Below are 26005 nucleotides of genomic sequence, written 5' to 3'. Positions count from 1 at the left end.
CGCATGCGCCGCGTCGTTATCACTGGTCTGGGCATCGTTTCTTGCCTGGGCAATGACAAAGAGACCGTCACCGCTAACCTGCGTGCAAGTCGCCCTGGCATCCGCTTCAACCCGGAATATGCCGAAATGGGTCTGCGTAGCCAGGTTTCCGGCTCCATTGACCTGCCCCTCGAAGAACTGATCGATCGCAAGATCTATCGCTTCGTCGGCCACGCTGCCGCCTACGCCTACCTGGCCATGAAAGACGCAATCGCCGACTCCGGCCTGAGCGAAGACCAGGTTTCGAACGTACGCACCGGCCTGATCGCCGGCTCCGGCGGCGCATCGACCCTCAACCAGATGGAAGCGCTGGACATCCTGCGCGAAAAAGGCGTGAAGCGCGTCGGCCCGTACCGTGTCACGCGGACCATGGGCAGCACCGTTTCCGCCTGCCTGGCCACGCCCTTCCAGATCAAGGGCGTGAACTACTCGATCTCCTCCGCGTGCGCCACCAGCGCCCACTGCATCGGGACTGCCGTTGAGCAGATCCAACTGGGCAAGCAGGACATCGTCTTCGCCGGCGGCGGTGAAGAAGAGCATTGGAGCCAGTCGTTCCTGTTCGACGCCATGGGTGCATTGTCCACCCAGTACAACGAAACCCCGGAAAAAGCCTCCCGCGCTTACGACGCCAAGCGTGACGGTTTCGTCATTGCCGGCGGTGGCGGCATGGTCGTGGTTGAAGAGCTGGAACACGCTCTGGCCCGTGGCGCCAAGATCTACGCGGAAATCGTCGGCTACGGCGCGACGTCCGACGGCTACGACATGGTGGCCCCAAGCGGCGAAGGCGCCATCCGCTGCATGCAGATGGCAATGTCCACCGTTGACACCCCAATCGACTACCTGAACACCCACGGCACCTCGACTCCGGTCGGCGACGCCAAGGAAATGGAAGGCGTGCGTGCGGTATTCGGCGACAAGGCTCCGAAGATCAGCTCGACCAAGAGCCTGTCGGGTCACTCCCTGGGCGCCGCTGGCGTTCACGAAGCGATCTACTGCCTGCTGATGATGGAAGGCAACTTCATGGCCGGCTCGGCCAACATCGACGAAATTGATCCGGTTGTGGCCGATATGCCGATCCTGACCAAGACCGTTGAAAACGCCAAGATCGACACCGTGATGAGCAACAGCTTTGGCTTTGGTGGCACCAATGCCACCCTGGTACTGAAGCGCTGGCAGGGCAAGTAAGCCCCGCAGGTTGATCACATGAAAAAGCCCCGACTGGTTCGGGGCTTTTTTTGTGCTTTGATTTGAAACCGCGTCGCCTTCATCGCAGGCAAGCCAGCTCCCACATTCGACCGTGCTCACCTTGAAGAAACGCGGTCCAGTGTGGGAGCTGGCTTGCCTGCGAATGGGCCAACCCGGTTTCCCGCCCTACACCGAAAACCGCGCCACCATCGAATTCAAATCCACCGCCAACCGCGACAGCTCCTGGCTCGCCGCACTGGTCTGGTTGGCCCCGGTCGATGTCTGGTGCGCCAGGTCGCGGATATTCATCAGGTTGCGATCCACCTCCCGCGCCACCGCCGCCTGCTCCTCCGAGGCACTGGCAATCACCAGGTTGCGCTCGTTGATCAAGGTGAATGCCGAGGCAATCTCTTCCAGGGCCGTGCCCGCCGATTTGGCGATGTCCAATGTGGAGCGCGCCCGCGTGTTGCTCTGCTGCATCGAGCTGACGGCCAGGTCGGTGCCCTGCTGAATGCCGATGATCATCTGTTCGATTTCCTGGGTCGACTGTTGGGTGCGATGGGCCAAGGCCCGCACCTCATCGGCCACCACCGCAAACCCGCGCCCGGCATCCCCGGCTCGCGCCGCTTCAATGGCCGCGTTCAGGGCCAGCAAGTTGGTTTGCTCGGCAATCGAGCGAATCACGTCCAGCACTGTGCTGATGCCATAGACCTTTTGCGCCAACTCCTCGACCTGGGTCACATTGGCGGTCACATCGGTCGCCAGGGCTTCAATCGACACCACGGTTTGCTGTACTTGCTCACGCCCCTGCTGGGCAATACGGTCGGATTCGCGAGACGCCTGGGAAGTGGCCACGGCATTGCTCGCCACCTCCTCCACCGCCACCGTCATCTGATTGACCGCCGTGGCCGCCTGTTCGATTTCCTGGTTCTGCTGGTGCAAACCGCGGGTCGAATCCTCGGTGACGCAACTGAGTTCTTCGGAAGCCGACGCCAATTGGTTCGATGACTCTGATATGCGCCGGATAGTGTCGCGCAAGCTCTCCTGCATACTTTTGAGCGCCTGCTGCAAGCGCGCCGGCTCGTCACTGCCACTGAGCCTGATCTCGCCGGTCAAGTCGCCACTGGCAACGCCCTGGGCCACTTTCAACGACTGTGCCAGTGGCAGCACGATGCTGCGCGTCAGCCACACCGCCAGGCCGATCGTGATCAACGCTGTGACGCCAATCATGACCATCACCCAGACCCGCGACTGGCTGAACACCTGCTGTGCGAGCCGGGCGGCCTCGTTGGCGCTGGACTTGTTCAGATTGACCAGCTCACGCAGGGTGACAGCCATCTGGTCGGCCATCTGATTCATTTCGCCATTGACCACCGCAATGGCCTCCTCCAGCCGATTGGCCTTGGATAAGCCCACCACCTGCTCCTGGCGTTGCAGGTACTGCTGCTGCTCGACCTTGAAGCGATCAAACAGCACGCGCTCCTCAGGCAAGACAATCAAAGCCTCGTACACGCCTTCAGCGTGGTGCAAATCGGTTTTGATCTCGGCGATTTTCTGCTCGTTCTGCGCCACCGCCTGGGGGTCGCGGTTGACCAGCAAGCGCAACGTCAGCGCCCGAATACGCAACACATCCTGGTTCATCTCCCCTACCGCCATCACGCTGGGCAGCCAGTTGGTCTCCACCTGGTCCGACTGCTGGCGCATATTGGCCATCTGCAACAGGGCAAAGCCGCCCAAGACGAACACCATCAACGCCAGCACACCAAAGCCCAGGCCGGCGCGAGGGGCGATATTCAAACTGCGGATATTCATGCCAGGGTTCCTTCCAAAAGTACTGCATCCACCTGCAGCGGGTCTCTTGGACGTTATCGGCACCTGAGGTCATTGGCGTAAGACCAAAACGCGATATCAACGCGCATCGCCATCGCGATGCGGCTTGGGCAGGATGGCCAGGAAGTTGTCGCGCGCGACCTTGTGGGCAACGTCTTCGGGCAACGCATCGAGGAAAGGATCGAATCGGCGCATTTCCTTGCCCAACTTGTTGAAGCGTCCGACGACGTCTGAGCCGAGCATGAACCGGTCCGGGAAGCGCTCTACCAGCGCTACCCATTGCGGCCGTGGCTTGCCGGCGTCATCCAGCAGATACGGCGTGAGCATGCTCCAGGACAAGTCGATATACAGGTTGGGATACGCCTCAAGCAGACGATTCAAGGTGGGCAGCAAAAAATCCATTTGCACCTGATGACGGTGGATTTCCTTGCTGGTACCGGCATGGGCCCAGATAAAACGCGTGTGCGGGTGGTTGCGTAACGGCTGCTCGACTTCCGCCAGGTACAGCGGGTTGCGCTCACGCTTGGAGGTGATGTTGGAGTGCAGCATCACCGGCAGGTCGTTTTCGGCCGCCAGGTGGTAGATGCGCGTCATGGCTTCGTTATTGGCACGCGGCGTGTCGCCGGAGGTCAGGGCGGTAAGGTCATCGTGCCGGGTGAACACTTCACCGATGCCCTGCCACAGCCCTGGGTTGAGGTCGAGCATGCGCTGGATATGGGCCGCAGAGTTCTTGTCGTTGGGATTGAAACCGGCCAGGAACGGATGAAAGTGCTGGCGTTGCGCGGGGGAAAGTTTATTGACCGCCGCCGCGACGATCACATCCGTTGCGCTGTACCAATAGGCATCGGCGTCGTCACCGGCGTAGTAGCGCGGGCGCTTGGGCTCGTCTTCGTGCCATTTCTTGGCCACGGGAATCCCGGAAATCATGACGTGCTCTACGCGGTTGTCCGCCATGGCCTTGAGCAGCTTGTCCATGCCGGCGGTTTCCTGAAAAAAATCCACGTAATGCAGGTGCGCGTCGCTGTAGGCATAGTCACGGGCCTGCACGGCAAGGCTGCTGGCGGCGAGCAACAAGGCGAGACTCAGGCGGGCTCCAGACACGGTAAAACCTCAATAAGGGCGGATACGGGTAGACCTTGCGCCAGCCTTGCGGGTTCAGCATGGAAAAAACCGGAACACTGGAGTGCCAGCATGCTCTATAACTGCATGACCTTCATCCTGCGCCCTTACGAGGTTTGCCATGCCTGTTACCGTCAATACGCTCAACGCTGAAAACTTCCGTCACAGCGTGAATATCAATAATCACGAGCTGTTTACCGACCTGCCCAAGAGCCTGGGCGGTGACGATTCGGCCCCCTCCCCTCACGATTATTTCGATGCTGCGCTGGCGTCGTGTAAAGCCTTGACCGTAAGGCTCTACGCGCAGAAAAAAGATATCCCGCTGACCGGCGTGACCGTGGAGGTCACCCACGACAGCACTGAGGAGCAGAAGGGTAAATACAAGCTCAACGTCAAGCTGACCCTCAAGGGCGTGCTCACCGACGCCCAGCGCGATGAACTGCATCGGGTGGCCGATAAGTGCCCGGTACATAAGCTGATGACCACCGCCGAAGTCACTATCGAGACGAAATTGTCGGAAGGCGCCTTCAGCCAATAGCCCCAACTTCCCACCGAGCGGGTTATGCTTCATCGCATCCAACCCGCTCAGACTGGGATGCCCATGACCCCCCTCACCGTAATTCGCCCTCGCCCCGAAGATGTAGAAGGCCAGCCCATCCTGCGCCCCCTGCCCTCGCGTGAATGCCGTAGCGTCGGGCCCTTTGTGTTTTTCGACCATATGCTGCCGACCCGCTACGCGCCCGGTACCGGCATGAATATCCGCCAGCATCCCCACATTGGCCTGTCCACTCTCACCTACCTGTTTGAAGGCGCCTTGCAGCATAAGGACAGCCTTGGCTCGGACCAGGTGGTGCAAGCCGGCGATGTCAGCTGGATGACTGCCGGCAGTGCGATTGCCCACGTCGAGCGCACACCGCAAGCGGTCAAGGCCAGGGGTTTCAACCTGCATGGCCTGCAGGTGTGGCTGGCCTCGCCCAAGGACCACGAGACGGGGCCGGGGCACTACAGCCATCACCCCGCGGCGAGCTTGCCGGTGAGCGATAACCTCGGTGTGCAAATCCGCTTGATCGCCGGTAATGGATTTTGCCTCAGATCCCCGGTGCCGGTGCTGTCGCCGACGCTGTATGCCGAAGTGCAGATGCAAACCGCCACGACCCTGCTGATTGCCGATGAGCATGAGGAACGTGCGGTGTATGTGCTGGAGGGTGAGGTGCAGTTGGACGGTGAAGCGCTGGAGGTGAATAGTCTGGTGGTATTGCCGACTGGGCAGGAGATGACCCTGTATGCCGAGAGTGATTGCCACCTGATGGTATTTGGCGGGGCGCCGCTGGATGGGCCGCGGCGGATCAACTGGAATTTTGTGGCGAGTGATCCGGCGGTGATCGAGCAGGCGAGGCAGCGCTGGGCGGCTGGGGATTGGCCCACTGTGCCGGGGGAGTCAGAAAGAATCGAGTTGCCTGTTAAATAGCATTCGCGAGCAAGCCCGCTCCCACATTTCGACCTGTGAACGCAGTCAAATGTGGGAGCGGGCTTGCTCGCGAATAGGCCCGAACAGGCGCCGAAGCATCAGCCCTTGAACACTTCATCCAACAAGTTATGCATCGCCTGGAACGCCCGAGCAGCGGTCTTGGCGTCGTACATCATCTTGCCTGGCACATTGGCATGGGGGTCGGTGAAGGAATGCACTGCGCCGCCGTAGCTGAGCAACTGCCAATCCACACCCGCCGCGTTCATTTCATCTTCGAACGCCGGCAGTTGCTCTTTGGGCACCAACGGGTCCGCGGCGCCATGCAGCACCAGCACTGAACCCTTGACGTTCTTCGCATCCGCCGGGTTCGGTGTATCCAGGGTGCCATGGAACGACACCGCGGCCTTCAACGGCGCACCGGTACGGGCCAGTTCCAGGGAGCAGCAACCGCCAAAGCAGAAGCCGAAGGTGGCCAGTTTCGACGTGTCCACTGCTGCTTCAGTCTGGCCTTGCAGTTGCTCGAAGGCCGCTTGCATGCGTTTGTTCAGCAGCGGGCGATCATCCTTCAACGGCATCATCGCCGCACCGGCCTCATCACCATTTGAAGGCCGTACGTTTTGCCCGTAGAGGTCGGCAATCAACACCACGTAGCCTTTGCCAGCAACGGCCTTGGCGATCTCTTCGGCCCCCGCACTCACGCCCATCCAGTTCGGCGCCATCAGCAAACCCGGAAGCGGGCCTTTGTGGCTGGCATCGAACGCCAAACGGCTTTCATAAGACTGGCCATCAATCTGATAGACCACGGAACGTACAGTGACTTGGCTCATGATTCACTCCAGTTGAGGTACACGCAGAAACGGTAATGCGACTGTAGGAGCGAGCTTGCTCGCGAAAAACTTCAGGGCACCGCGTTGATTCAGGATGTACGCGTTATCGTTGACGTTTTTCGCGAGCAAGCTCGCTCCTACAAATGAAAAAACCCGCCGAAGCGGGTTTTTCTACATCGGTGTTAAACCGACAATTCAACCAACAGCTTGTTCAGTCGGCGCACATACGCGGCCGGGTCCTTCAAGCTGTCGCCGGCTGCCAGGGCGGCCTGGTCGAAGAGGATGTGCGACAGGTCGCCAAACCGCTCTTCGCTCTGCTCGCCATCGAGTTTCTCGATCAGCGGGTGAGACGGGTTGAATTCGAAGATCGGCTTGGAATCCGGCACTTTCTGGCCGCTGGCTTCCAGGATCTGGCGCATCTGCATGCCCAGGTCCTGCTCGCCGATGGCCAGGATCGCCGGGGATTCAGTCAGGCGGTGGGAAACCCGCACTTCGCTGACTGCTTCGCCCAGGGAAGCCTTGATGCGTTCCACCAGGCCCTCTTTGGACTTGGCGACTTCTTCGGCTTCTTTCTTGTCTTCTTCGGAATCCAGGTTACCCAGGTCCAGGTCACCACGGGCCACGTCGACAAAGGTTTTACCGTCGAACTCGGTGAGGTAACTCATCAGCCACTCATCGATACGGTCGGTCAGCAGCAGCACTTCGATGCCTTTCTTGCGGAAGACTTCCAGGTGCGGGCTGTTCTTGACCTGAGCGTAGGTTTCGCCGGTCAGGTAGTAGATCTTGTCCTGACCTTCCTTGGCGCGCGCCAGGTAGTCAGCCAAGGACACAACCTGCTCGCCGTCTTCGCCCTGAGTCGAAGCAAAACGCAGCAAGCCGGCGATTTTTTCCTTGTTGGCAAAATCTTCCGCCGGGCCTTCTTTCATCACCTGGCCGAAGTTTTTCCAGAAGCTCTTGTATTGCTCAGGCTCGTTCTTCGCCAGCTTTTCCAGCATGTCGAGTACGCGCTTGGTCAGCGCCGACTTCATGGAGTCGATGATCGGATCTTTCTGCAGGATTTCCCGCGAGACGTTAAGCGACAGGTCGTTGGAGTCGACCACACCTTTGATAAAGCGCAGGTACAGCGGCAGGAAGGATTCCGCCTGGTCCATCACGAACACGCGCTGCACGTAGAGCTTCAGGCCTTTTGGCGCTTCGCGCTGGTACAGGTCGAACGGAGCACGGGCCGGTACGTAGAGCAGCGAGCTGTATTCGAGCTTGCCTTCAACCTTGTTGTGGCTCCAGCTCAGCGGGTTCTCGTAGTCGTGGCCGATGTGCTTGTAGAACTCCTGGTATTCCTCGTCCTTGATCTCGGTACGCGGACGGGTCCACAGGGCGCTGGCGCGGTTGACGGTTTCCCATTCCACCGCCGGAGCTTCTTCGCCTTCGGCAACGGTCTGTTCCTTGGGCAACTCGATCGGCAACGCGATGTGGTCGGAGTACTTCTTGATGATGTTGCGCAGGCGCCAGCCATCGGCGAATTCGTCTTCACCGGCTTTCAGGTGCAGCACGATGCGGGTACCGCGGTCAGCCTTGTCGATCGTGGCGATTTCGAATTCGCCCTCGCCCTTGGAAGCCCAGTGCACGCCTTCGCTGGCGTCGAGTCCGGCGCGGCGGCTGAAGACTTCAACCTTGTCGGCGACGATGAAGGCCGAATAGAAGCCCACGCCGAACTGGCCGATCAGGTGAGAATCTTTTTTCTGGTCGCCCGACAGGTTCTTCATGAAATCTGCGGTGCCGGATTTGGCGATGGTCCCCAGGTGGGTGATCGCATCGTCACGGCTCATGCCGATACCGTTGTCTTCGAGAGTGACGGTTTTGGCGTCTTTGTCGTAGCTCACACGGATCTTCAGTTCCGCGCCGCCTTCCAGCAATTCAGGCTTGGACAGGGCTTCGAAACGTAATTTGTCGACAGCGTCAGAGGCGTTCGAGATCAATTCGCGAAGGAAAATTTCCTTGTTGGAATACAGCGAATGGATCATGAGGTGCAGCAGTTGCTTCACCTCGGTCTGGAAGCCCAGGGTTTCCTTTTGAGTTTCCACACTCATGGTCATCAAACTCCAATTGGATGGCAGTGGCCGCGCCCGAAAGGGTTGGCGGCGGGTTGTCATCAAAGTTGGGGGCTCAGGCCAGGATTTCAAGGGCGAGCCAATTCCTCAATCTTGAAATGTGCGCGGGCGGTGGCAATCGGTTCGGCCGCAGTGCTCTGCCAGGCGGTAATCGCCACGTTGGCCACGCGCCGGCCCTGGCGCCATACCTGGCACTTGGCATAGGTGTCCCGAAACTGGCCGGCGCGCAGGTAATCCAGGGAGAAGTCGATGATTTTCGGCAGGCCCGGAGCGCCCGTGAACACCAGCAGGTGCAGGGCGGCGGCCAGCTCCATGAAGCCGGCGATCACCCCGCCATGCAACGCTGGCAATATAGGGTTACCAATATTGTCCTTGTTGGCCGGCAGGCGAAACAGCAACTCATCCCCCAGACGGGTGCATTCGATGCCAATCAGCCTGGCATAGGGCACCAGGTCGAGCAGCGCATCGTAGTTGCCACGATCGAGGGCTTGCTCCAGGCGGGTCTTGAACCGATGCGTCATGCCTGCTCTCCCTTGATGACCGTGCCCAAGCCTTGGGTGCCTTTGAGGCGCTTGCCCATGCGCATGAACGTGCCCACCACATGGGCAATAGGTTGTTGCGGGTCATCCTGATAGGCAACGCCACGGGTGAAGATCACGTCGGTGGTCACCCGGTAGCATTGCGCGAAGCCATAGACCGGCTTGTGGGGTTCGGCGGGATGCATGTAGTCGATGCGCAGGTCCAGGGTCGGGCACACTTCGAATTCGGGCAATACGCACAGGGTCGCCATGCCGCACGCGGTGTCCATCAACGAGGTGAGCGCGCCGCCGTGGATCACCCCGCTCAGAGGGTCACCGACGATATGCGGCCCATACGGCAGTACGAGGGTCATGCCCTCCTCGCTGGCTTCATGAACACTCACCCCCAGCACCTGGCAATGGCGCAGGGCCGAAACAAAGCGTGTGGCACGCTCTAACAACGGGTTTTCGGTCATTGTTTTTAGACTCTTATTAGTGTGAATTCGGCGGATGGGAATGACTGGGTAAAGTTCCTGTACGAAACATGCTATATATCTGTGGGACATAAGGAACTAATGCTGGCCCCTTGGGTTCGAAAGGCCAGTAGATATCTTCAATAAGGAGAAACACCCCATGCGTAAGACATTAGCTATTTCCATGATGCTGGCCGCTGCTCTCGGTCTGGCTGCCTGCGACAAGAAATCCGAAGACAAAGCCCAAGACGCTGCTGCACATTCTGAGCAAGCTCAGCAAGATATGGCTAAAGCACAGGATAAAGTGAACGACGCTGCGAAAGAAAACGCCGAAGCTGCCAAAGCTCAGGCCGAATCGAACGAAGCTGCTGCAAAAGAAGCTGCACCTGCCGCACCAGCAGAGCCTGCCAAGCAGTAATCGCACGGTTTAAAGCTGTATTGCAGCAAAAAGAAAGCCCGCTGACTAAGCGGGCTTTTCTTTGTCTGCTATTTGCTGCCAGCGCTACGATGCGCCGTCTTTTACAGCCTCGACTGCTTGCATATCGGTAGGGGTGTAGACCATCACCTGCAATACATCGGAATGGAATTCGCGGCGGTACAGCACCAACACCACCCCGCTGCTCATCAACATGAACAACCAGGGACTGACAAACCAGGCCAGCATGGTCATGCCGAAGTAATAAGCACGCAGGCCAAAGTTGAACTGGTTGGCCGCCATCGAAATCACTCGCGCCGCCCGCAAAGCAAATGCCTTGCGCTCCTGCTCCGACACATGCCGCTCACCGATCATGGGCGCCGAGCCCACCAGCACCGCCGCGAAGTTGTACTGGCGCATGCACCAGCTGAAGGTAAAAAAGGCGTAGACGAACACCAATGCCAGGCACAGCAATTTGATCTCCGACATGCCCTGGGATGCCTGCTGCACCATGGGAATGTCCGCCAGCAGTGACACTGCGCGTTCCGAAGCCCCCAGCACCGTGAGAATACCGGCGAGGATGATCAAGGTGCTGGAGGCAAAGAACGAGGCATTGCGCTCCAGGTTACCGATCACACTGGCGTCGGCGATGCGGTTATCGCGCAGCAGCATGCGGCGCATCCAGTCTTCACGGTACAGGTGCAACACACTGGCCAGGCACGCCGTGTCCCGGGCTTTCCAGGTGGCGTAACGGGTGTAGCCGCCCCAGCAGATAACAAACCAGAGGGCGGCGATCAGGTGGATCCAATTGGCTTCAACGAACGACATGCGGGTCCTTGTACACAGGATGATAGGGCCGACACAGTCCAAATGTGGGAGCTGGCTTGCCTGCGATAGCGTCATTGCAGTCACCACCGCGCACAACCGATGTGCCGCCATCGCAGGCAAGCCAGCTCCCACACCGACCAGTGTTTTCAACTTGAGATTTTTGACGCCATTCCCAAAAAAAAGACACTGCCTGCGACTCAAAAAAAATGCCCCGTATCGTTTGATACGGGGCATTTCAGTGCAGCACAAACCGCGTGTTACGCGATGGCTTCGCTGCGCTTGCCCAGCATACGGTCAATCACCACTGCCACTACCAGTGTCATCACCGACGGCACCAGCCACGCCAAGCCTTGTTCGCTCAACGGCAGGTTTACCAACTGCGTTGGCATCCAACCCGCCAGGCCCGCACCCTTGAGTGCGTCGATGCAGCCAAAGATGAACGACACCAGCATCACCGGGCCGACAATACGGCCCTGTTCCTGCCAGAACCCTTTGCAGAAGCTCAGGGCCACCAACACGATGCACGGCGGGTAGATCGCGGTCAGCACCGGGATCGAGAAGGCAATCAGTTTGGTCAGGCCCAGGTTGGACACAAACAGCGAGAACAGCGCCAGGATCACCACCAGGGTCTTGTAGGACAGTGGCAGGATCTTGCTGAAGTACTCGGCGCAGGCGCAGGTCAGGCCCACGGCAGTCACCAGGCATGCCAGGGAAATCAGCACGGCGAGGAAACCACTGCCCAGGGAGCCGAACGTGTATTGCACGTAGGCGTGCAGTACTGCCGCGCCGTTGCTGGCACCCGCAGCCACGGCGTGGCTGCCCGAACCCAGGCGGAACAGGCTGACGTACACCAGCGCCAGGCCCACGCCGGCAATCAGCCCGGCAATGATCGCATAGCGGGTGATCAGCTTGGGCGACTCGACGCCACGGGAGCGGATCGCGTTGACGATCACGATGCCGAACACCAGGGCGCCCAGGGTATCCATGGTCAGGTAACCATTGATAAAACCTTGGGAGAACGGCGCGGCCACGTATTCCGGCGTGGCAACCCCCACCTCACCCGCAGGCAAGGCAAACGCAGCGATACCGAGAATGGCCAGGGCGATGATTTTCAGCGGCGCCAGGAAACGGCCTACGGTGTCCAGCAGTCGACCCGGGTACAGGGAGACAAAGAACACCACCAGGAAATACACCGAGCTGTAGAGGAACAGCGCCAACGGGCTTTCACCGGTCAAGGGCGCCAGGCCTACTTCAAACGACACGGTTGCGGTGCGCGGAGTCGCGAACAGCGGGCCCACGGCCAGGTAGGCGGCTGCCGCCAGCAGGCCACCGGCGATCTTGCCAATCGGGCTGCTCAGCGCATCCATGCCACCACCGACCTTGGCCAGGGCGATCACGGTGACCACCGGCAAACCGACTGCGGTGATCAGAAAGCCCAGCGCCGCCATCCACACATGCGGCCCGGACTGCAAACCAACGATAGGCGGGAAGATGATGTTGCCGGCGCCCACGAACAGGGCAAAGGTCATAAAGCCCAGCGCCAGGATATCCTGGCTTTTCAACACTTTCATTTGAGGAAATACCACACTACTGAATCGGAATTTAGAGAGGGCTTCCCTATGGATGAGGGAAATGCTGCCGGCCCTTGTGGGGACCGACCGGTCTAGCGCGCAGCTTCCTTTTGGGACGCGGACGCATAAAGAGGCGGGTAGAGTACAGAATTAGCCTGACAAACGCACTGTTGCGGGGCGGACTGTCCGATAAGCGACATTTGAATGTCGCGTTTTCATACTTAATTGGGCAATACACAACCCTGTGGGAGCTGGCTTGCCTGCGATGGCATCGACTCGGTTTGGCTGATGCACCGAGGTGTCTGTATCGCAGGCAAGCCAGCTCCCACATTGAACCGAGTTATACCCAGAATGCACAAAGGCCACCCGAAGGTGGCCTTTGTGTGGTGAAGCGTCAGCTAAGCGCGAGGCTTACTTGACAGCCCAACCGGTCAGCTCGGCCAGGGCCTTGCCGATGTCTGCCAGCGAACGCACGGTTTTAACGCCTGCGTCTTGCAGTGCAGCGAATTTCTCGTCTGCAGTGCCTTTGCCGCCAGAGATGATTGCGCCAGCATGGCCCATGCGCTTGCCCGCAGGGGCAGTCACACCAGCGATGTAGGAAACAACCGGCTTGGTCACGTGGGCCTTGATGTAGGCAGCCGCTTCTTCTTCAGCCGAACCGCCGATCTCACCGATCATTACGATCGCTTCGGTCTTCGGGTCTTCCTGGAACAGCTTCAGGATGTCGATGAAGTTGGAGCCTGGGATCGGGTCACCGCCGATGCCGACGCAAGTCGACTGACCGAAACCGGCGTCAGTGGTCTGCTTCACAGCTTCGTAGGTCAGGGTGCCGGAACGGGAAACGATACCGACTTTACCTGGCAAGTGAATGTGACCTGGCATGATGCCGATCTTGCATTCGCCTGGGGTGATCACGCCTGGGCAGTTAGGGCCGATCAGGACTACGCCCAGCTCGTCGCACTTAACTTTAGCGTCCAGCATGTCCAGGGTAGGAATGCCTTCGGTGATGCAGACGATCAGCTTGATGCCGCCGAATGCCGCTTCCAGGATCGAGTCCTTGCAGAAAGGAGCTGGAACGTAGATCACGCTGGCGGTGGCGCCAGTGGTTTCTACGGCTTCTTTCACGGTGTTGAACACGGGCAGGCCCAGGTGCTCGGTGCCGCCTTTGCCAGGCGTTACGCCGCCAACCATCTGGGTGCCGTACTCGATGGCTTGCTGGGTGTGGAAACTACCTTGCGAACCGGTAATACCCTGGCAGATAACTTTGGTGTCTTTATTGATCAGGACGCTCATTACTTGCCCTCCGCAGCTTTGACAACTTGTTGAGCAGCGTCGGTCAGGCTGGTAGCCGCGATGATGTTCAAACCGCTTTCTGCCAGTACTTTAGCGCCCAGTTCAGCGTTGTTACCTTCAAGGCGAACAACAACCGGGATTTTAACGCCGACTTCTTTCACTGCACCGATGATGCCTTCGGCAATCATGTCGCAACGAACGATGCCGCCGAAGATGTTGACCAGTACTGCAGCGACGTTGGAGTCGGACAGGATGATCTTGAACGCTTCGGTAACGCGTTCCTTGGTAGCGCCACCACCTACGTCGAGGAAGTTGGCTGGCTTGCCGCCATGCAGGTTGACGATGTCCATGGTACCCATGGCCAGGCCAGCACCGTTGACCATGCAGCCGATGTTACCTTCCAGGGCTACGTAGTTCAGTTCGAACTTGGCAGCGTGCGCTTCGCGCGGATCGTCTTGCGACGGATCGTGGAAAGTCTTCAGCTTAGGCTGACGGTACATGGCGTTGGCGTCGATGTTGATCTTGGCGTCGAGGCAGTGCAGATCGCCGTCAGCCTTGATCACCAGCGGGTTCACTTCCAGCAGGGCCAGATCGTGATCCTGGAACAGTTTGGCCAGACCAACGAAGATCTTGGCGAACTGGGCAACTTGCTTGCCTTCCAGACCCAGCTGGAAAGCCAGCTCGCGACCCTGGAATGGCTGCGCGCCAACCAGTGGATCGATAGTAGCCTTCAGAATTTTTTCTGGGGTTTCGTGAGCGATTTTCTCGATGTCCACGCCACCTTCGGTGGAAGCCATGAACACGATGCGACGGCTCGAACGGTCAACGACAGCGCCCAGGTACAGCTCTTTAGCGATATCAGTGCACGATTCAACCAGGATCTTGGTGACTGGTTGGCCATTGGCATCAGTCTGGTAAGTCACCAGACGCTTGCCCAGCCACTGCTGTGCGAAGGCCTTGGCGTCTTCTTTGCTGCGAACCAGCTTGACGCCGCCCGCTTTACCGCGACCACCGGCGTGGACCTGGGCTTTGACAACCCACTCGCTGCCGCCGATTTTGTCGCAAGCTTCTGCTGCTGCTTCCGGGGTGTCTACTGCGTAGCCCTTGGAAACTGGCAGGCCGTATTCAGCGAACAGCTGCTTACCCTGATACTCGTGAAGATTCATGCTTTTTACCGTCTTCGTTAGGTACTGCGCATTCGGCGCTGCGCTCATTATGAGTGCCGCGCCACCTGTGACTGCTGCTTGCGCAACTTGCGGGGCTTATGGCCCGTAAAGCTGCGCAAGGCTGCGTCCAGCGGATATTCCGCGGTGAGTCTTGCGCGCAAGGCTCACGACGGGCAACTCCGCCGTGGTTTCTTATTATCTCGCTTAGCGCTTCTTGCGGTTGGCGATGTGGATGGCGCCGCCATTCACTGCCAACGCGGCTTCGTGCAACGCTTCGGACAGGGTCGGATGGGAGAAGACCATCATGCCCAGGTCCTCGGCACTGGTGCCGAATTCCATGCCGATTGCGCCTTGCTGAACCAGTTCTGCAGCGCTTGGGCCAATCACGTGGACGCCCAATACGCGGTCAGTCTTGGCATCAGCGATGACTTTGACAAAACCACCGGTGTCGTTAGCTGCCATGGCACGGCCAGAAGCGGCAAACGGGAAGGTGCCGACGTTAACTTCAACGCCCTCAGCTTTCAACTGCTGTTCGTTCTTGCCGACCCATGCAATTTCCGGGTGGGTGTAGATAACCGATGGGATCAGGTCGTAGTTCATCTGGGTCTTGTGACCCTTGATGCGCTCAACAACCATGATGCCCTCTTCGGAAGCCTTGTGGGCCAGCATCATGCCACGAACCACGTCGCCAATGGCATAGACGCCAGGCACGGTGGTGGCGCAATGATCGTCAACGTGGATGAAACCACGCTCGTCGATGTTCACGCCGCTGTCGGAAGCCAGCAGGTCGTTGGTCACTGGGCGGCGGCCCACGGCGACGATCAGCTTGTCGAAGGTGATGGTCTGCTCGCCGTCTTTATCGGTGTAGGTCACTACGACTTCTTCGCCGTTGACCTTGGAACCGGTAACACGGGCGCCGAGCTTGATGTCCAGACCTTGTTTGGTCAGGGTTTTCAGCGCTTCCTTGGACACCGCGGTGTCGGCAGCCAGCAGGAATGTATCCAGGGCTTCCAGCACGGTGACTTCAGCGCCCAGACGCGACCATACCGAACCCAGCTCCAGACCGATCACGCCAGCGCCGATCACGCCCAGGCGCTTAGGTACGGCTTGGAATTCCAGGGCGCCGGTCGAATCAACGATCACGTTGTTATCAACAGGTGCAGGTGGAATGTCGATTGGACGCGAACCTGGGGCCAGGATCACGTTTTCGGCTTCGATGACTTCAACCGAACCGTCTGGCTTGGTGACTTCAACTTTCTTGCCGGCCAGCAGCTTTCCGTGGCCTTGAATCGAAGTCACGCCGTTGGCCTTGAACAAGGTGGCAACGCCGGAAGTCAGGCCTTTGACGATGTTGGCTTTACGGCCGACCATGGCTGGCACGTCCATGGTCACGCCAGCATGGTTGATGCCGTGGATCGCGAAGCCGTCTTGGGCTTCGTGGAATTTCCAGGAGCTGTCCAGCAGCGCCTTGGACGGAATGCAACCTACGTTCAGGCAAGTGCCGCCCAGCGCGAGTTTGCCTTCCTTGTCGGTGTATTTTTCGATGCAAGCCGTGGAGAGGCCCAGTTGCGCGGCCTTGATGGCGGCAACATAGCCGCCAGGGCCTGCACCAATCACTACAACGTCAAATTTCTGTGTCATGAAAATAGATCCTCTATTTGCGACAAGCTTCTAGCTACACGTTGCAAGCCAAGCTGCTTTTTCCTACAGCTTGTAGCTCGCAACGTGCAACTGCTTCTATCAGATGTCCAGGAGCAGGCGAGCCGGGTCTTCCAGCAGGTTCTTGATGGTCACCAGGAACGTCACGGCTTCTTTACCGTCGATCAGGCGGTGATCGTAAGACAGTGCCAGGTACATCATTGGGCGGATCACAACCTGGCCGTTGATGGCCATCGGACGCTGGATGATGTTGTGCATGCCCAGGATCGCGGCTTGCGGTGGGTTGACGATCGGCGTCGACATCATCGAACCGAAGGTACCACCGTTGGTGATGGTGAAGGTACCGCCGGTCATCTCGTCGATGGTCAGCTTGCCGTCACGGGCTTTCTTGCCGAAGCCGGCGATGCCGCCTTCGATTTCGGCCAGGCTCATCAGCTCGGCGTTACGCAGTACTGGAACCACCAGGCCACGGTCGCTGGAGACGGCAACGCCGATATCCGAGTAGCCGTGGTAAACGATGTCGCCGCCGTCGATGGAAGCGTTGACTGCCGGGAAGCGCTTCAGCGCTTCGGTGGCCGCTTTCACGAAGAACGACATGAAGCCCAGGCGCACGCCGTTGTGGGACTTCTCGAACAGGTCCTTGTACTTCGAACGCAGGGCCATGACTTCGGTCATGTCGACTTCGTTGAAAGTGGTCAGCATCGCCATGTTCGACTGTGCTTCAACCAGGCGCTTGGCCACGGTGGCACGTACGCGAGTCATCGGTACGCGCTTCTCGGTGCGGTCGCCCGCAGCAAACACAGGCGCAGCAGCAGCAGGCGCTGCAGCCTTGGCAGGTGCGGCAGCCGGAGCGTTCTTCTTGGCTTCAACGGCGGCAACCACGTCTTCCTTGGTCACGCGGCCGTCTTTGCCAGTGCCCTTGATGGAAGCCAGGTTGATGCCGTTTTCTTCAGCCAGTTGACGCGCAGCCGGTGCAGCGATTGGGTCTTCGCCACCCGCAGCCGGTGCAGCAGGGGCAGAAGCAGCCGGTGCAGCGGCGGCAGGAGCAGGAGCGGCAGCAGCGCTGCCCTCTTCGATCGAACCCAGTACCTGGTTGGACAGAACGGTAGCGCCCTCTTCAGCAACGATCGCGCCCAGCACGCCGTCAGCTTCGGCCAACACTTCCAGAACGACTTTGTCGGTCTCGATGTCGACGATCAGGTCGTCACGCTTGACGGCCTCGCCTGGTTTCTTGTGCCAGGTGGCAACGGTGCCATCGGCAACCGATTCCGGGAATGACGGGGCTTTGATTTCGATAGCCATTATCTGTAGGTCCTTAAAATTCGGTTTCAGTCAGCGCGAAGGCGTTAAACAGTGAAAGCATCTTGCAGCAGTTTTTCCTGCTGCTCGGCGTGCATCGACGCATAACCACAGGCAGGTGCAGCAGAAGCATCACGACCGGCGTACTCAAGGACCAAGGCCTTGTTGTGGTTGCCGATGCTGCGACGCAGATGATGCTGGCTGCTGTACCAGGCGCCCTGGTTCATCGGTTCTTCCTGACACCACACAACGTTAGTGAGGTTGGTGTAAGGCGCGATGATCTCCATGAGGTCATCTTCCGGGAACGGATAAAGCTGCTCGATACGCACGATGGCGATGTCTTCGCGGCCTTCGGCACGGCGTTTTTCCAGCAGATCGTAGTAGACCTTGCCGCTGCACAGGATCAGGCGAGTGACCTTGGCGGCGTCCAGCGTGTCGATCTCTGGAATCACGGTCTGGAACGAACCTTGGGCCAGATCTTCCAGGGTCGAAACGGCCAGTTTGTGACGCAACAGCGACTTCGGCGTGAGCACCACCAGCGGCTTGCGCAGCGGACGGATCACCTGGCGACGCAGCAAGTGGTAGATCTGGGCCGGGGTCGTCGGCACGCACACCTGGATGTTGTGCTCGGCGCACAGTTGCAGGTAACGCTCCAGACGGGCCGAGGAGTGCTCTGGCCCCTGACCTTCATAACCGTGTGGCAGCAGCATGGTCAGACCGCACAGACGGCCCCACTTGTGCTCGCCGCTGGTGATGAACTGGTCGATCACCACTTGGGCACCGTTGGCGAAGTCGCCGAACTGGGCTTCCCAGATCACCAGCGCATTAGGCGTGGTGGTCGAGTAACCGTATTCGAACGCCAGTACGGCTTCTTCGGACAGGAACGAATCGTACAGGTCGAAACGTGGCTGGCCTTCGTACAGGTTCTGCAACGGGATGTAGGTGCCCGCGTCTTTCTGGTTGTGCAATACAGCATGACGGTGCGAGAACGTACCGCGGCCGATATCCTGGCCGGTCATGCGGATCGGGTGACCTTCGAACGCCAGGGTCGCGTATGCCATGGTTTCGGCGTAACCCCAGTTGATCGGCAGGCCGCCGGCTTGCATCTTCTGACGGTCTTCGTAGATCTTCGCAACCTGGCGCTGTACGACGAAGCCTTCCGGAATTTCCAGCAGCTTGGCGGACAGTTCCTGCAACGTCTTCAAATCGAACGAGGTATCGTGACGTGCAGTCCAGGTGTGACCCAGGTAGGGGCGCCAGTCAACGAACAGCTCTTTGTTCGGTTCCTTGACCAGGCTTTTTACTACATGCAGGCCGTTGTCCAGCGCGTTGCGGTATTCGTCGACTTTCGCCTGAACACGCGCATCGTCAACCACGCCGGCCTTGATCAGGCTTTCGGCGTACAGCTCACGGGTGGTGCGCTGCTTGGTGATCTGCTGGTACATCAACGGCTGGGTGCCGCTTGGCTCGTCCGCTTCGTTGTGACCGCGACGGCGGTAGCAAACCAGGTCGATGACCACGTCACGCTTGAACTGCATGCGGTAGTCGACAGCCAGTTGGGTCACGAACAGCACGGCTTCCGGATCATCGCCATTCACATGGAGGATCGGCGCCTGGATCATCTTGGCAACGTCGGTAGCGTACTCGGTGGAGCGCGCATCCAACGGGTTGCTGATGGTGAAACCCACCTGGTTGTTAATGACGATGTGAACGGTACCGCCGGTCTTGAAGCCGCGGGTCTGCGACATCTGGAACGTTTCCAGGACCACGCCTTGACCGGCGAATGCCGCGTCACCGTGGATGGAAATCGGCAGCACTTTCTCACCGGTGGCGTCGTTACGACGATCCTGGCGAGCACGTACCGAACCCTCGACCACTGGCGAAACGATTTCCAGGTGGGAGGGGTTGAATGCCATGGCCAGGTGAACTTCACCGCCGGTGGTCATCACGTTGGACGAGAAGCCCTGGTGGTATTTAACGTCACCGGAGCCCAGCTCGACCTTCTTCTTGCCTTCGAACTCGTCGAACAGCTCACGCGGGTTCTTGCCGAAGGTGTTGACCAACACGTTCAGGCGACCACGGTGAGCCATGCCGATCACGATTTCCTTGGTGCCATAGGAACCGGAACGCTGGATCAGCTCGTCGAGCATCGGAATCAGGCTTTCGCCGCCTTCCAGGCCGAAACGCTTGGTGCCTGGGTATTTGGTGCCCAGGTATTTCTCGAGGCCTTCGGCCGCGGTCACGCGCTCCAGCAGGTGGCCGCGCACATCGGCGGACAATACCGGACGGCCACGCACGCCTTCCAGGCGGTGCTGGAACCAGTGGCGCTGCTCGGAATCGGTGATGTGCGTGAATTCAGCGCCGATGGTGCGGCAATATGTCTGCTGCAACGCTTCGTGAATTTCGCGTAGGCTCGCTTCCTCTTTGCCGATGAACAGGTCGCCGGCACGGAAGGTCGTATCAAGATCGGCATTGGTCAAGCCGTAATGATTGATCGACAGGTCTGCAGGTGCAGGACGCTGCCACAGCCCCAGCGGGTCAAGCTGGGCTGCCTGGTGGCCACGCATACGGTAGGCCTGGATCAGTCGCAGTACTTCAACTTGCTTCTTCTCATGCTCACTGCTCACGCTGCCGGCGGAAACCGGTTGGGCGCGGCGCTGGTTCTTTGCCAGCAGCACGAACTGATCGCGAATTGTTGCGTGCGATACATCGGTGGCAGCGTTGCCGTCTGAAGACAACGTCTGAAATTTGGTGCGCCATTCTTCTGGCACAGCGTTAGGGTCGTGCAGGTAGAGCTCATAAAGCTCTTCCACATAGGCAGCGTTACCACCTGAAAGATAGCCGCTGTTCCACATGCGCTGCATCACGCTTTCTTGCATGCTTGGTCACCCTCGATTTGGGGACACCACCGGCGAAAACACCGAGTTTGCTTGCAAAAGGCCAAGTGCAGCGACCAAAACAAGCCACTTAGGATCACGCTGATAGTTCGGGTACCAACCCGAATGCCCCTGCTTGTCTCATTTCTTCAAAATAAGAGCCGCGGCTTTGTAAGTCGCTGCTCAAGTTAAAACTACGGCGCCGGTTGAAGCCTGCGCCGCAGCATTTACGGGCACAACGGTCCTGCTTTACTACAACGTCAGTTACACGCCGCTTTGCAGCAGCATGTTACGGATGTGACCAATGGCCTTAGTCGGGTTCAGGCCTTTAGGACATACGTTGACGCAGTTCATGATCCCGCGGCAGCGGAATACGCTGAACGGGTCATCCAGCGAAGCCAGACGCTCGGACGTCTTGGTATCACGGCTGTCTGCCAGGAAGCGGTAGGCTTGCAGCAGGGCAGCTGGACCCAGGAACTTGTCCGGGTTCCACCAGAAGGACGGGCAGGATGTCGAGCAGCAAGCGCACAGGATGCACTCGTACAGGCCATCGAGCTTTTCACGTTCTTCCGGCGACTGCAGACGCTCGATGGCCGGAGCCGGCGTGTCGTTCTGCAGGAACGGCTTAACTTTCTCGTATTGCTTGTAGAAGATGCTCATATCGACGACCAGGTCACGGATAACCGGCAAACCTGGCAGTGGACGAACGATCAGCTTGTTGCCTTTGACCACGGCGGACAGCGGCGTGATGCACGCCAGGCCGTTTTTGCCGTTGATGTTCATGCCGTCGGAACCGCACACACCTTCACGGCAAGAGCGACGATAGGAGAAACCCTCGTCCTGCTCTTTGATCAGTGCCAGCACATCCAGCACCATCAGGTCTTTACCGCCGGTATCGACCTGGAATTCCTGCATGAACGGCGCAGCGTCCTGATCAGGGTTGTAGCGATAAACACTGACTTTCAACATGGCAGCCACCCTTAGTAAGTCCGAATCTTCGGTTCAAACGTCGGCACCGTCTTCGGCGAGAAGTTCACGGCACGCTTGGTTACGCGCTTGTCACCCGGGAAGTACAGGGTGTGGCACAACCAGTTTTCGTCGTCGCGATCTTCAAAGTCTTCACGAGCGTGAGCACCACGGGATTCTTTACGAACCTCGGCGGCAATCGCCGTCGCTTCAGCCACTTCCAGCAGGTTTTGCAGTTCAAGGGCTTCGATACGAGCGGTGTTGAACGCCTGGCTCTTATCGTTGATCTTGACGTTGGCGATACGCTTGCGCAGGTCTGCCAACTGGGCAATACCCTTCTGCATGTATTCGCCGGTACGGAACACACCGAAGTAGTTCTGCATGCAGCTTTGCAGCTCGCGACGCAGGGTTGCTACGTCTTCGCCATCCGTGCGCTCGTTCAGAGCGTTCAGGCGCGCCAGGGCAGCTTCGATGTTGGCGTCGGTGGCGTCATCGTATTCGATGCCGTCGGTCAGCGCCTTCTCCAGGTGCAGGCCGGCCGCGCGACCGAATACCACCAGGTCGAGCAGCGAGTTGCCGCCCAGGCGGTTGGCACCGTGAACCGATACGCAAGCCACTTCGCCTACCGCGAACAGACCATGAATGATCTCGTCTTCGCCTTCAGCGTTCTGGGTGATTGCCTGGCCATGAATGTTGGTCGGCACGCCGCCCATCATATAGTGGCAAGTTGGAACCACCGGAACCGGAGCAACTACCGGGTCAACGTGGGCAAAGGTCTTGGACAGCTCGCAGATACCAGGCAGGCGGCTGTGCAGCACTTCTTCGCCCAGGTGATCGAGCTTGAGCAGTACGTGGTCGCCATTCGGGCCACAGCCGTTACCGGCGATGATTTCTTTAACCATCGAACGGGCCACAACGTCACGACCGGCCAAGTCTTTGGCGTTCGGAGCATAACGCTCCATGAAACGCTCGCCGTGCTTGTTGATCAGGTAACCACCTTCACCACGGCAACCTTCGGTCACCAGTACACCGGCGCCGGCGATGCCGGTCGGGTGGAACTGCCACATTTCGATGTCTTGTACCGGTACGCCAGCACGCAGAGCCATGCCGACGCCGTCACCGGTGTTGATCAGGGCGTTGGTGGTCGACGCGTAGATACGACCTGCACCACCGGTCGCCAGAACAGTTGCCTTGGCGCGGATGTAGGTGGTTTCACCGGTTTCGATGCAGATGGCGATCACACCGACGAACTCGCCTTGCGCGTTCTTGACCAGGTCAACCGCGTAGTACTCGTTCAGGAACGTGGTACCGGCTTTCAGGTTGCCTTGGTAAAGGGTGTGCAGCAGCGCGTGACCGGTACGGTCGGACGCAGCGCAGGTACGGGCAGCCTGCCCGCCTTTACCATAATCCTTGGACTGGCCGCCGAATGGACGCTGGTAGATACGGCCTTGCTCGGTACGGGAGAACGGCAGGCCCATGTGGTCCAGCTCGAACACCGCGGCCGGGCCTTCCTGACACATGTATTCGATAGCGTCCTGGTCACCGATATAGTCGGAACCCTTGACGGTATCGTACATGTGCCAGCGCCAGTCATCGTTCGGGTCGGCGGAGGCGATGGCGCAGGTGATGCCACCCTGGGCCGATACGGTGTGGGAACGCGTCGGGAACACCTTGGTGATCACGGCAGTCTTGTGACCGCCCTGGGCCAGTTGCAGCGCAGCGCGCATGCCAGCACCGCCGCCACCAATAATGATGGCGTCGAATGAAATAGTTGGAATGTTAGCCATGAATCAGATACCCCAAAGAATCTGCACACCCCAGACGAAGTAAGCGAACATCGCAACGCCGCATACTGCCTGGAAGAGGAAACGTACTGCAGTCGCGGACTTGCCCAGCGCCATCGGCGTCAGGTAGTCAGTCGCGATGGTCCACATGCCAACCCAGGCGTGAGCGCCCAGGGCTACAAGGGCCAGCAGACTGAAGATTCGCATCGCATTGTGGGAAAACAGGCCGTGCCATTGCTCATAGCCGATGCCCGGGTTTGCGACGAGGTATCCGATCAGGAAAATGAAATAAGCCGCGAGAACGACCGCAGACACACGCTGTGCCATCCAGTCATAGAGGCCCGAACGCGACAGATTCGTTACGCTGGTTACCATATCCAAACTCCTGCCAGAACGATCAGCACCACGGAAATGGCGACGATGATTTTCGAGCCCAGGCGGCCGCCTTCCAGCGTCTCACCGATGCCCATGTCCATGATCAAGTGGCGCACACCGGCTACCAGGTGATACAGAAGAGAGGACAGGAGGCCCCATGCTACGAACTTGGCCAGCGGGCTGGTCAAGCATGCCTTCACCTCGGCGTATCCTTCCTCGGAACCCAGGGATTTGCTCAATGCATAAAGCATGATGCCCAAGCCCAGGAACAGGATGATGCCGGAAACACGGTGCAGGAACGACGTAACGCCGGTGATGGGGAGTTTGATGGTCCTTAGGTCTAGGTTTACAGGTCGTTGGCTATTCACGGCTTTTTTTCACACTGAAGAGCCCCTAACAATCAGGGCAAAGTTGTTGGGGAGTGCGACTGGTCAGGTAAGCACCACCCAGGGAGTGCGACCCCCAATGAAAGCAAGCCCAAAAGCCCTTGGCGGTCGGTGGCCGAGTATAGACAGTTAGGTTACTAATGACAACGCGCACACCTCACCCTAATAGCTGATTGCGCTGGCGGGATAAAAGGCGTAAATGGCAGTCAATTTCGACGAAAAAGTACGGTTAAAGCCTTCTGGCGCAAGACTTTAGGCAAATTGACATCTGGATTTATATCAATATAGTGGTGCGGGCCCTGCGTGGGGGGTCTGTCTGATGATTTGAAGCATAAATAGGAGGCCACATGGCTGACAAAAAAGCGCAGTTGATCATCGAGGGCGCAGCCCCCGTCGAGCTGCCCATTTTAACCGGCACCGTTGGTCCCGATGTTATCGACGTACGGGGCCTGACGGCCACGGGCCGTTTTACTTTCGACCCAGGCTTCATGTCGACCGCGTCCTGCGAGTCGAAGATCACCTATATCGATGGTGATAATGGCATTCTGCTTCATCGCGGCTACCCGATCGAGCAACTGGCTGAAAAGTCGGACTACCTGGAAACCTGCTACCTGCTGCTAAATGGTGAATTGCCAACAGCCGAGCAGAAAGCCCAGTTCGTCAGCACCGTGAAGAACCACACCATGGTGCACGAGCAGTTGAAGACCTTCTTCAACGGCTTCCGTCGCGACGCCCACCCAATGGCCGTCATGTGCGGTGTAGTAGGCGCCCTGTCGGCCTTCTATCACGACTCCCTGGACATCAATAACCCGCAGCATCGCGAAATTTCCGCGATCCGCCTGGTTGCCAAGATGCCGACCCTGGCCGCAATGGTTTACAAGTACTCCATGGGCCAACCCATGATGTACCCGCGCAACGATCTGACGTACGCGGAAAACTTCCTGCACATGATGTTCAACACCCCGTGCGAGATCAAACCGATCAGCCCGGTGCTCGCCAAGGCCATGGACCGGATCTTCATCCTCCACGCCGACCACGAGCAGAACGCTTCCACCTCTACCGTGCGCCTGGCGGGCTCTTCGGGTGCCAACCCGTTCGCCTGTATTGCCGCCGGCATCGCCGCACTGTGGGGCCCTGCCCACGGCGGTGCAAACGAAGCCGTATTGACCATGCTCGATGAAATCGGCGATGTGTCCAACATCGACAAATTCATCGCCAAGGCCAAGGACAAGAACGATCCGTTCAAGCTGATGGGCTTCGGTCACCGGGTGTACAAGAACCGCGACCCGCGCGCTACCGTCATGAAGCAGACCTGCGACGAAGTGCTGAAGGAACTGGGCATCAAGAACGATCCGCAACTCGAACTGGCCATGCGCCTGGAAGAGATCGCCCTGACCGACCCGTACTTCATCGAACGCTCGCTGTACCCGAACGTCGACTTCTACTCGGGGATCATCCTCAAGGCGATCGGCATTCCAACCAGCATGTTCACCGTGATCTTCGCCCTGGCGCGGACCGTGGGCTGGATCTCCCACTGGAAGGAAATGCTCTCCAGCCCGTACAAGATTGGTCGCCCGCGCCAGCTGTACACCGGCTACGAGTCGCGTGACATCACCAAGCTGGAAGATCGCAAGTAAGCACTTGACTGCTTGTTTGTACTGAGAACGGCCTCCCTTAGTGGAGGCCGTTTTTGTTTGTGTGGCCTGATCTACAGCCATCGCAGCATAGGTATCTACACAACTTTGTGGGCTATAGCAGCAGACGGTAACCACGATGCGAAGCGAGCCGCTCTTGATCTGCTTTTGATCTTAGGCGCCCCG

General features: G+C 58.8%; 22 protein-coding genes. 5 read left to right on the top strand and 17 right to left on the bottom strand.

Going from position 1 to position 26005, the window contains the following annotated elements; genetic code table 11:
- Positions 1 to 3 precede the first annotated feature (3 nt).
- Positions 4 to 1224, top strand: a complete 1221-nt coding sequence (gene fabB / locus A7K61_RS19615; RefSeq protein WP_003190033.1) for a beta-ketoacyl-ACP synthase I — start codon at positions 4 to 6, stop codon at positions 1222 to 1224.
- Between the two features lie 186 nt (positions 1225 to 1410).
- On the opposite strand, the gene A7K61_RS19610 is transcribed toward fabB, so the two are convergent.
- A complete protein-coding gene (locus A7K61_RS19610; RefSeq protein ID WP_069558173.1) occupies positions 1411 to 3036 on the bottom strand; it encodes a methyl-accepting chemotaxis protein in 1626 nt (541 codons plus the stop codon).
- A gap of 96 nt (positions 3037 to 3132) precedes the next feature.
- Complete coding sequence (locus A7K61_RS19605) at positions 3133 to 4155, bottom strand: amidohydrolase family protein (protein ID WP_044273020.1); 1023 nt, start codon at positions 4153 to 4155, stop codon at positions 3133 to 3135.
- A 139-nt stretch (positions 4156 to 4294) separates the two neighbouring features.
- Here A7K61_RS19605 and A7K61_RS19600 point away from each other — a divergent pair, with 139 nt between their 5' ends.
- Together A7K61_RS19600 and A7K61_RS19595 are read left to right on the top strand one after the other, a co-directional pair.
- Positions 4295 to 4711, top strand: coding sequence for an OsmC family protein (locus tag A7K61_RS19600; RefSeq protein WP_003190027.1), 417 nt, complete (start codon positions 4295 to 4297; stop codon positions 4709 to 4711).
- Positions 4712 to 4774: 63 nt separating this feature from the next.
- Positions 4775 to 5641 (top strand): pirin family protein, encoded by an 867-nt coding sequence (locus A7K61_RS19595; protein ID WP_069558172.1) that lies wholly within the window; start codon positions 4775 to 4777, stop codon positions 5639 to 5641.
- A gap of 98 nt (positions 5642 to 5739) precedes the next feature.
- Here the strand turns inward: A7K61_RS19595 and A7K61_RS19590 are convergent, their stop codons facing one another.
- The 4 genes from A7K61_RS19590 to A7K61_RS19575 form a co-directional block, all read right to left on the bottom strand.
- Entirely contained in the window at positions 5740 to 6468 is a 729-nt protein-coding gene (locus A7K61_RS19590) for a dienelactone hydrolase family protein (protein WP_069558171.1), read from the bottom strand.
- A 182-nt stretch (positions 6469 to 6650) separates the two neighbouring features.
- A complete protein-coding gene (gene htpG, locus A7K61_RS19585; RefSeq protein ID WP_032897536.1) occupies positions 6651 to 8555 on the bottom strand; it encodes a molecular chaperone HtpG in 1905 nt (634 codons plus the stop codon).
- Between the two features lie 89 nt (positions 8556 to 8644).
- Positions 8645 to 9097, bottom strand: a complete 453-nt coding sequence (locus A7K61_RS19580; protein ID WP_044273016.1) for a PaaI family thioesterase — start codon at positions 9095 to 9097, stop codon at positions 8645 to 8647.
- Entirely contained in the window at positions 9094 to 9570 is a 477-nt protein-coding gene (locus A7K61_RS19575) for a PaaI family thioesterase (RefSeq protein ID WP_044273015.1), read from the bottom strand. Before A7K61_RS19575 ends, A7K61_RS19580 begins: the two co-directional genes overlap by 4 nt.
- Before the next feature lie 157 nt (positions 9571 to 9727).
- Here A7K61_RS19575 and A7K61_RS19570 point away from each other — a divergent pair, with 157 nt between their 5' ends.
- Entirely contained in the window at positions 9728 to 9985 is a 258-nt protein-coding gene (locus tag A7K61_RS19570; RefSeq protein WP_003190018.1) for a hypothetical protein, read from the top strand.
- Between the two features lie 84 nt (positions 9986 to 10069).
- On the opposite strand, the gene A7K61_RS19565 is transcribed toward A7K61_RS19570, so the two are convergent.
- The 11 genes from A7K61_RS19565 to sdhC form a co-directional block, all read right to left on the bottom strand.
- Complete coding sequence (locus A7K61_RS19565; RefSeq protein WP_069558170.1) at positions 10070 to 10810, bottom strand: DUF599 domain-containing protein; 741 nt, start codon at positions 10808 to 10810, stop codon at positions 10070 to 10072.
- Between the two features lie 257 nt (positions 10811 to 11067).
- Positions 11068 to 12381 carry a branched-chain amino acid transport system II carrier protein gene (gene brnQ, locus A7K61_RS19560; RefSeq protein ID WP_003190014.1) on the bottom strand — a complete coding sequence of 438 codons (1314 nt, stop codon included), beginning with the start codon at positions 12379 to 12381 and terminating at the stop codon, positions 11068 to 11070.
- A 411-nt stretch (positions 12382 to 12792) separates the two neighbouring features.
- The gene (sucD, locus tag A7K61_RS19555) at positions 12793 to 13674 is read right to left on the bottom strand and encodes a succinate--CoA ligase subunit alpha (RefSeq protein WP_005786582.1); all 882 of its coding nucleotides are present in this window, start codon (positions 13672 to 13674) and stop codon (positions 12793 to 12795) included.
- Positions 13674 to 14840 carry an ADP-forming succinate--CoA ligase subunit beta gene (sucC, locus tag A7K61_RS19550; RefSeq protein WP_003190011.1) on the bottom strand — a complete coding sequence of 389 codons (1167 nt, stop codon included), beginning with the start codon at positions 14838 to 14840 and terminating at the stop codon, positions 13674 to 13676. Before sucC ends, sucD begins: the two co-directional genes overlap by 1 nt.
- Positions 14841 to 15044: 204 nt before the next feature.
- Complete coding sequence (gene lpdA / locus A7K61_RS19545; protein ID WP_003190010.1) at positions 15045 to 16481, bottom strand: dihydrolipoyl dehydrogenase; 1437 nt, start codon at positions 16479 to 16481, stop codon at positions 15045 to 15047.
- A 99-nt stretch (positions 16482 to 16580) separates the two neighbouring features.
- Positions 16581 to 17801 (bottom strand): 2-oxoglutarate dehydrogenase complex dihydrolipoyllysine-residue succinyltransferase, encoded by a 1221-nt coding sequence (odhB, locus tag A7K61_RS19540; protein WP_003190009.1) that lies wholly within the window; start codon positions 17799 to 17801, stop codon positions 16581 to 16583.
- 44 nt (positions 17802 to 17845) lie between these two features.
- Complete coding sequence (locus tag A7K61_RS19535; RefSeq protein ID WP_047710424.1) at positions 17846 to 20677, bottom strand: 2-oxoglutarate dehydrogenase E1 component; 2832 nt, start codon at positions 20675 to 20677, stop codon at positions 17846 to 17848.
- Positions 20678 to 20938: 261 nt separating this feature from the next.
- Positions 20939 to 21643, bottom strand: a complete 705-nt coding sequence (locus A7K61_RS19530) for a succinate dehydrogenase iron-sulfur subunit (protein WP_003172807.1) — start codon at positions 21641 to 21643, stop codon at positions 20939 to 20941.
- 11 nt (positions 21644 to 21654) lie between these two features.
- Positions 21655 to 23427: a succinate dehydrogenase flavoprotein subunit gene (gene sdhA, locus A7K61_RS19525; protein WP_010211741.1), complete on the bottom strand. Its 1773-nt coding sequence runs from the start codon at positions 23425 to 23427 to the stop codon at positions 21655 to 21657.
- A 3-nt stretch (positions 23428 to 23430) separates the two neighbouring features.
- Positions 23431 to 23799, bottom strand: a complete 369-nt coding sequence (sdhD, locus tag A7K61_RS19520) for a succinate dehydrogenase, hydrophobic membrane anchor protein (protein ID WP_003172805.1) — start codon at positions 23797 to 23799, stop codon at positions 23431 to 23433.
- Positions 23793 to 24167: a succinate dehydrogenase, cytochrome b556 subunit gene (gene sdhC, locus A7K61_RS19515; RefSeq protein ID WP_014717729.1), complete on the bottom strand. Its 375-nt coding sequence runs from the start codon at positions 24165 to 24167 to the stop codon at positions 23793 to 23795. The genes sdhD and sdhC overlap by 7 nt, the downstream gene beginning before the upstream one ends.
- 365 nt (positions 24168 to 24532) lie before the next feature.
- Between sdhC and gltA the strand changes: the two genes are divergently transcribed.
- Positions 24533 to 25822: a citrate synthase gene (gene gltA, locus A7K61_RS19510; protein WP_003172803.1), complete on the top strand. Its 1290-nt coding sequence runs from the start codon at positions 24533 to 24535 to the stop codon at positions 25820 to 25822.
- The last annotated feature ends 183 nt before the right edge of the window (positions 25823 to 26005 follow it).

Origin of the sequence: Pseudomonas sp. AP42, from assembly GCF_001728935.1 — a bacterium.
Lineage (GTDB): Bacteria > Pseudomonadota > Gammaproteobacteria > Pseudomonadales > Pseudomonadaceae > Aquipseudomonas > Aquipseudomonas lactis.
Note: the sequence above shows the minus strand (reverse complement) of the source record. Positions and strands in the feature narration are given on the sequence as shown.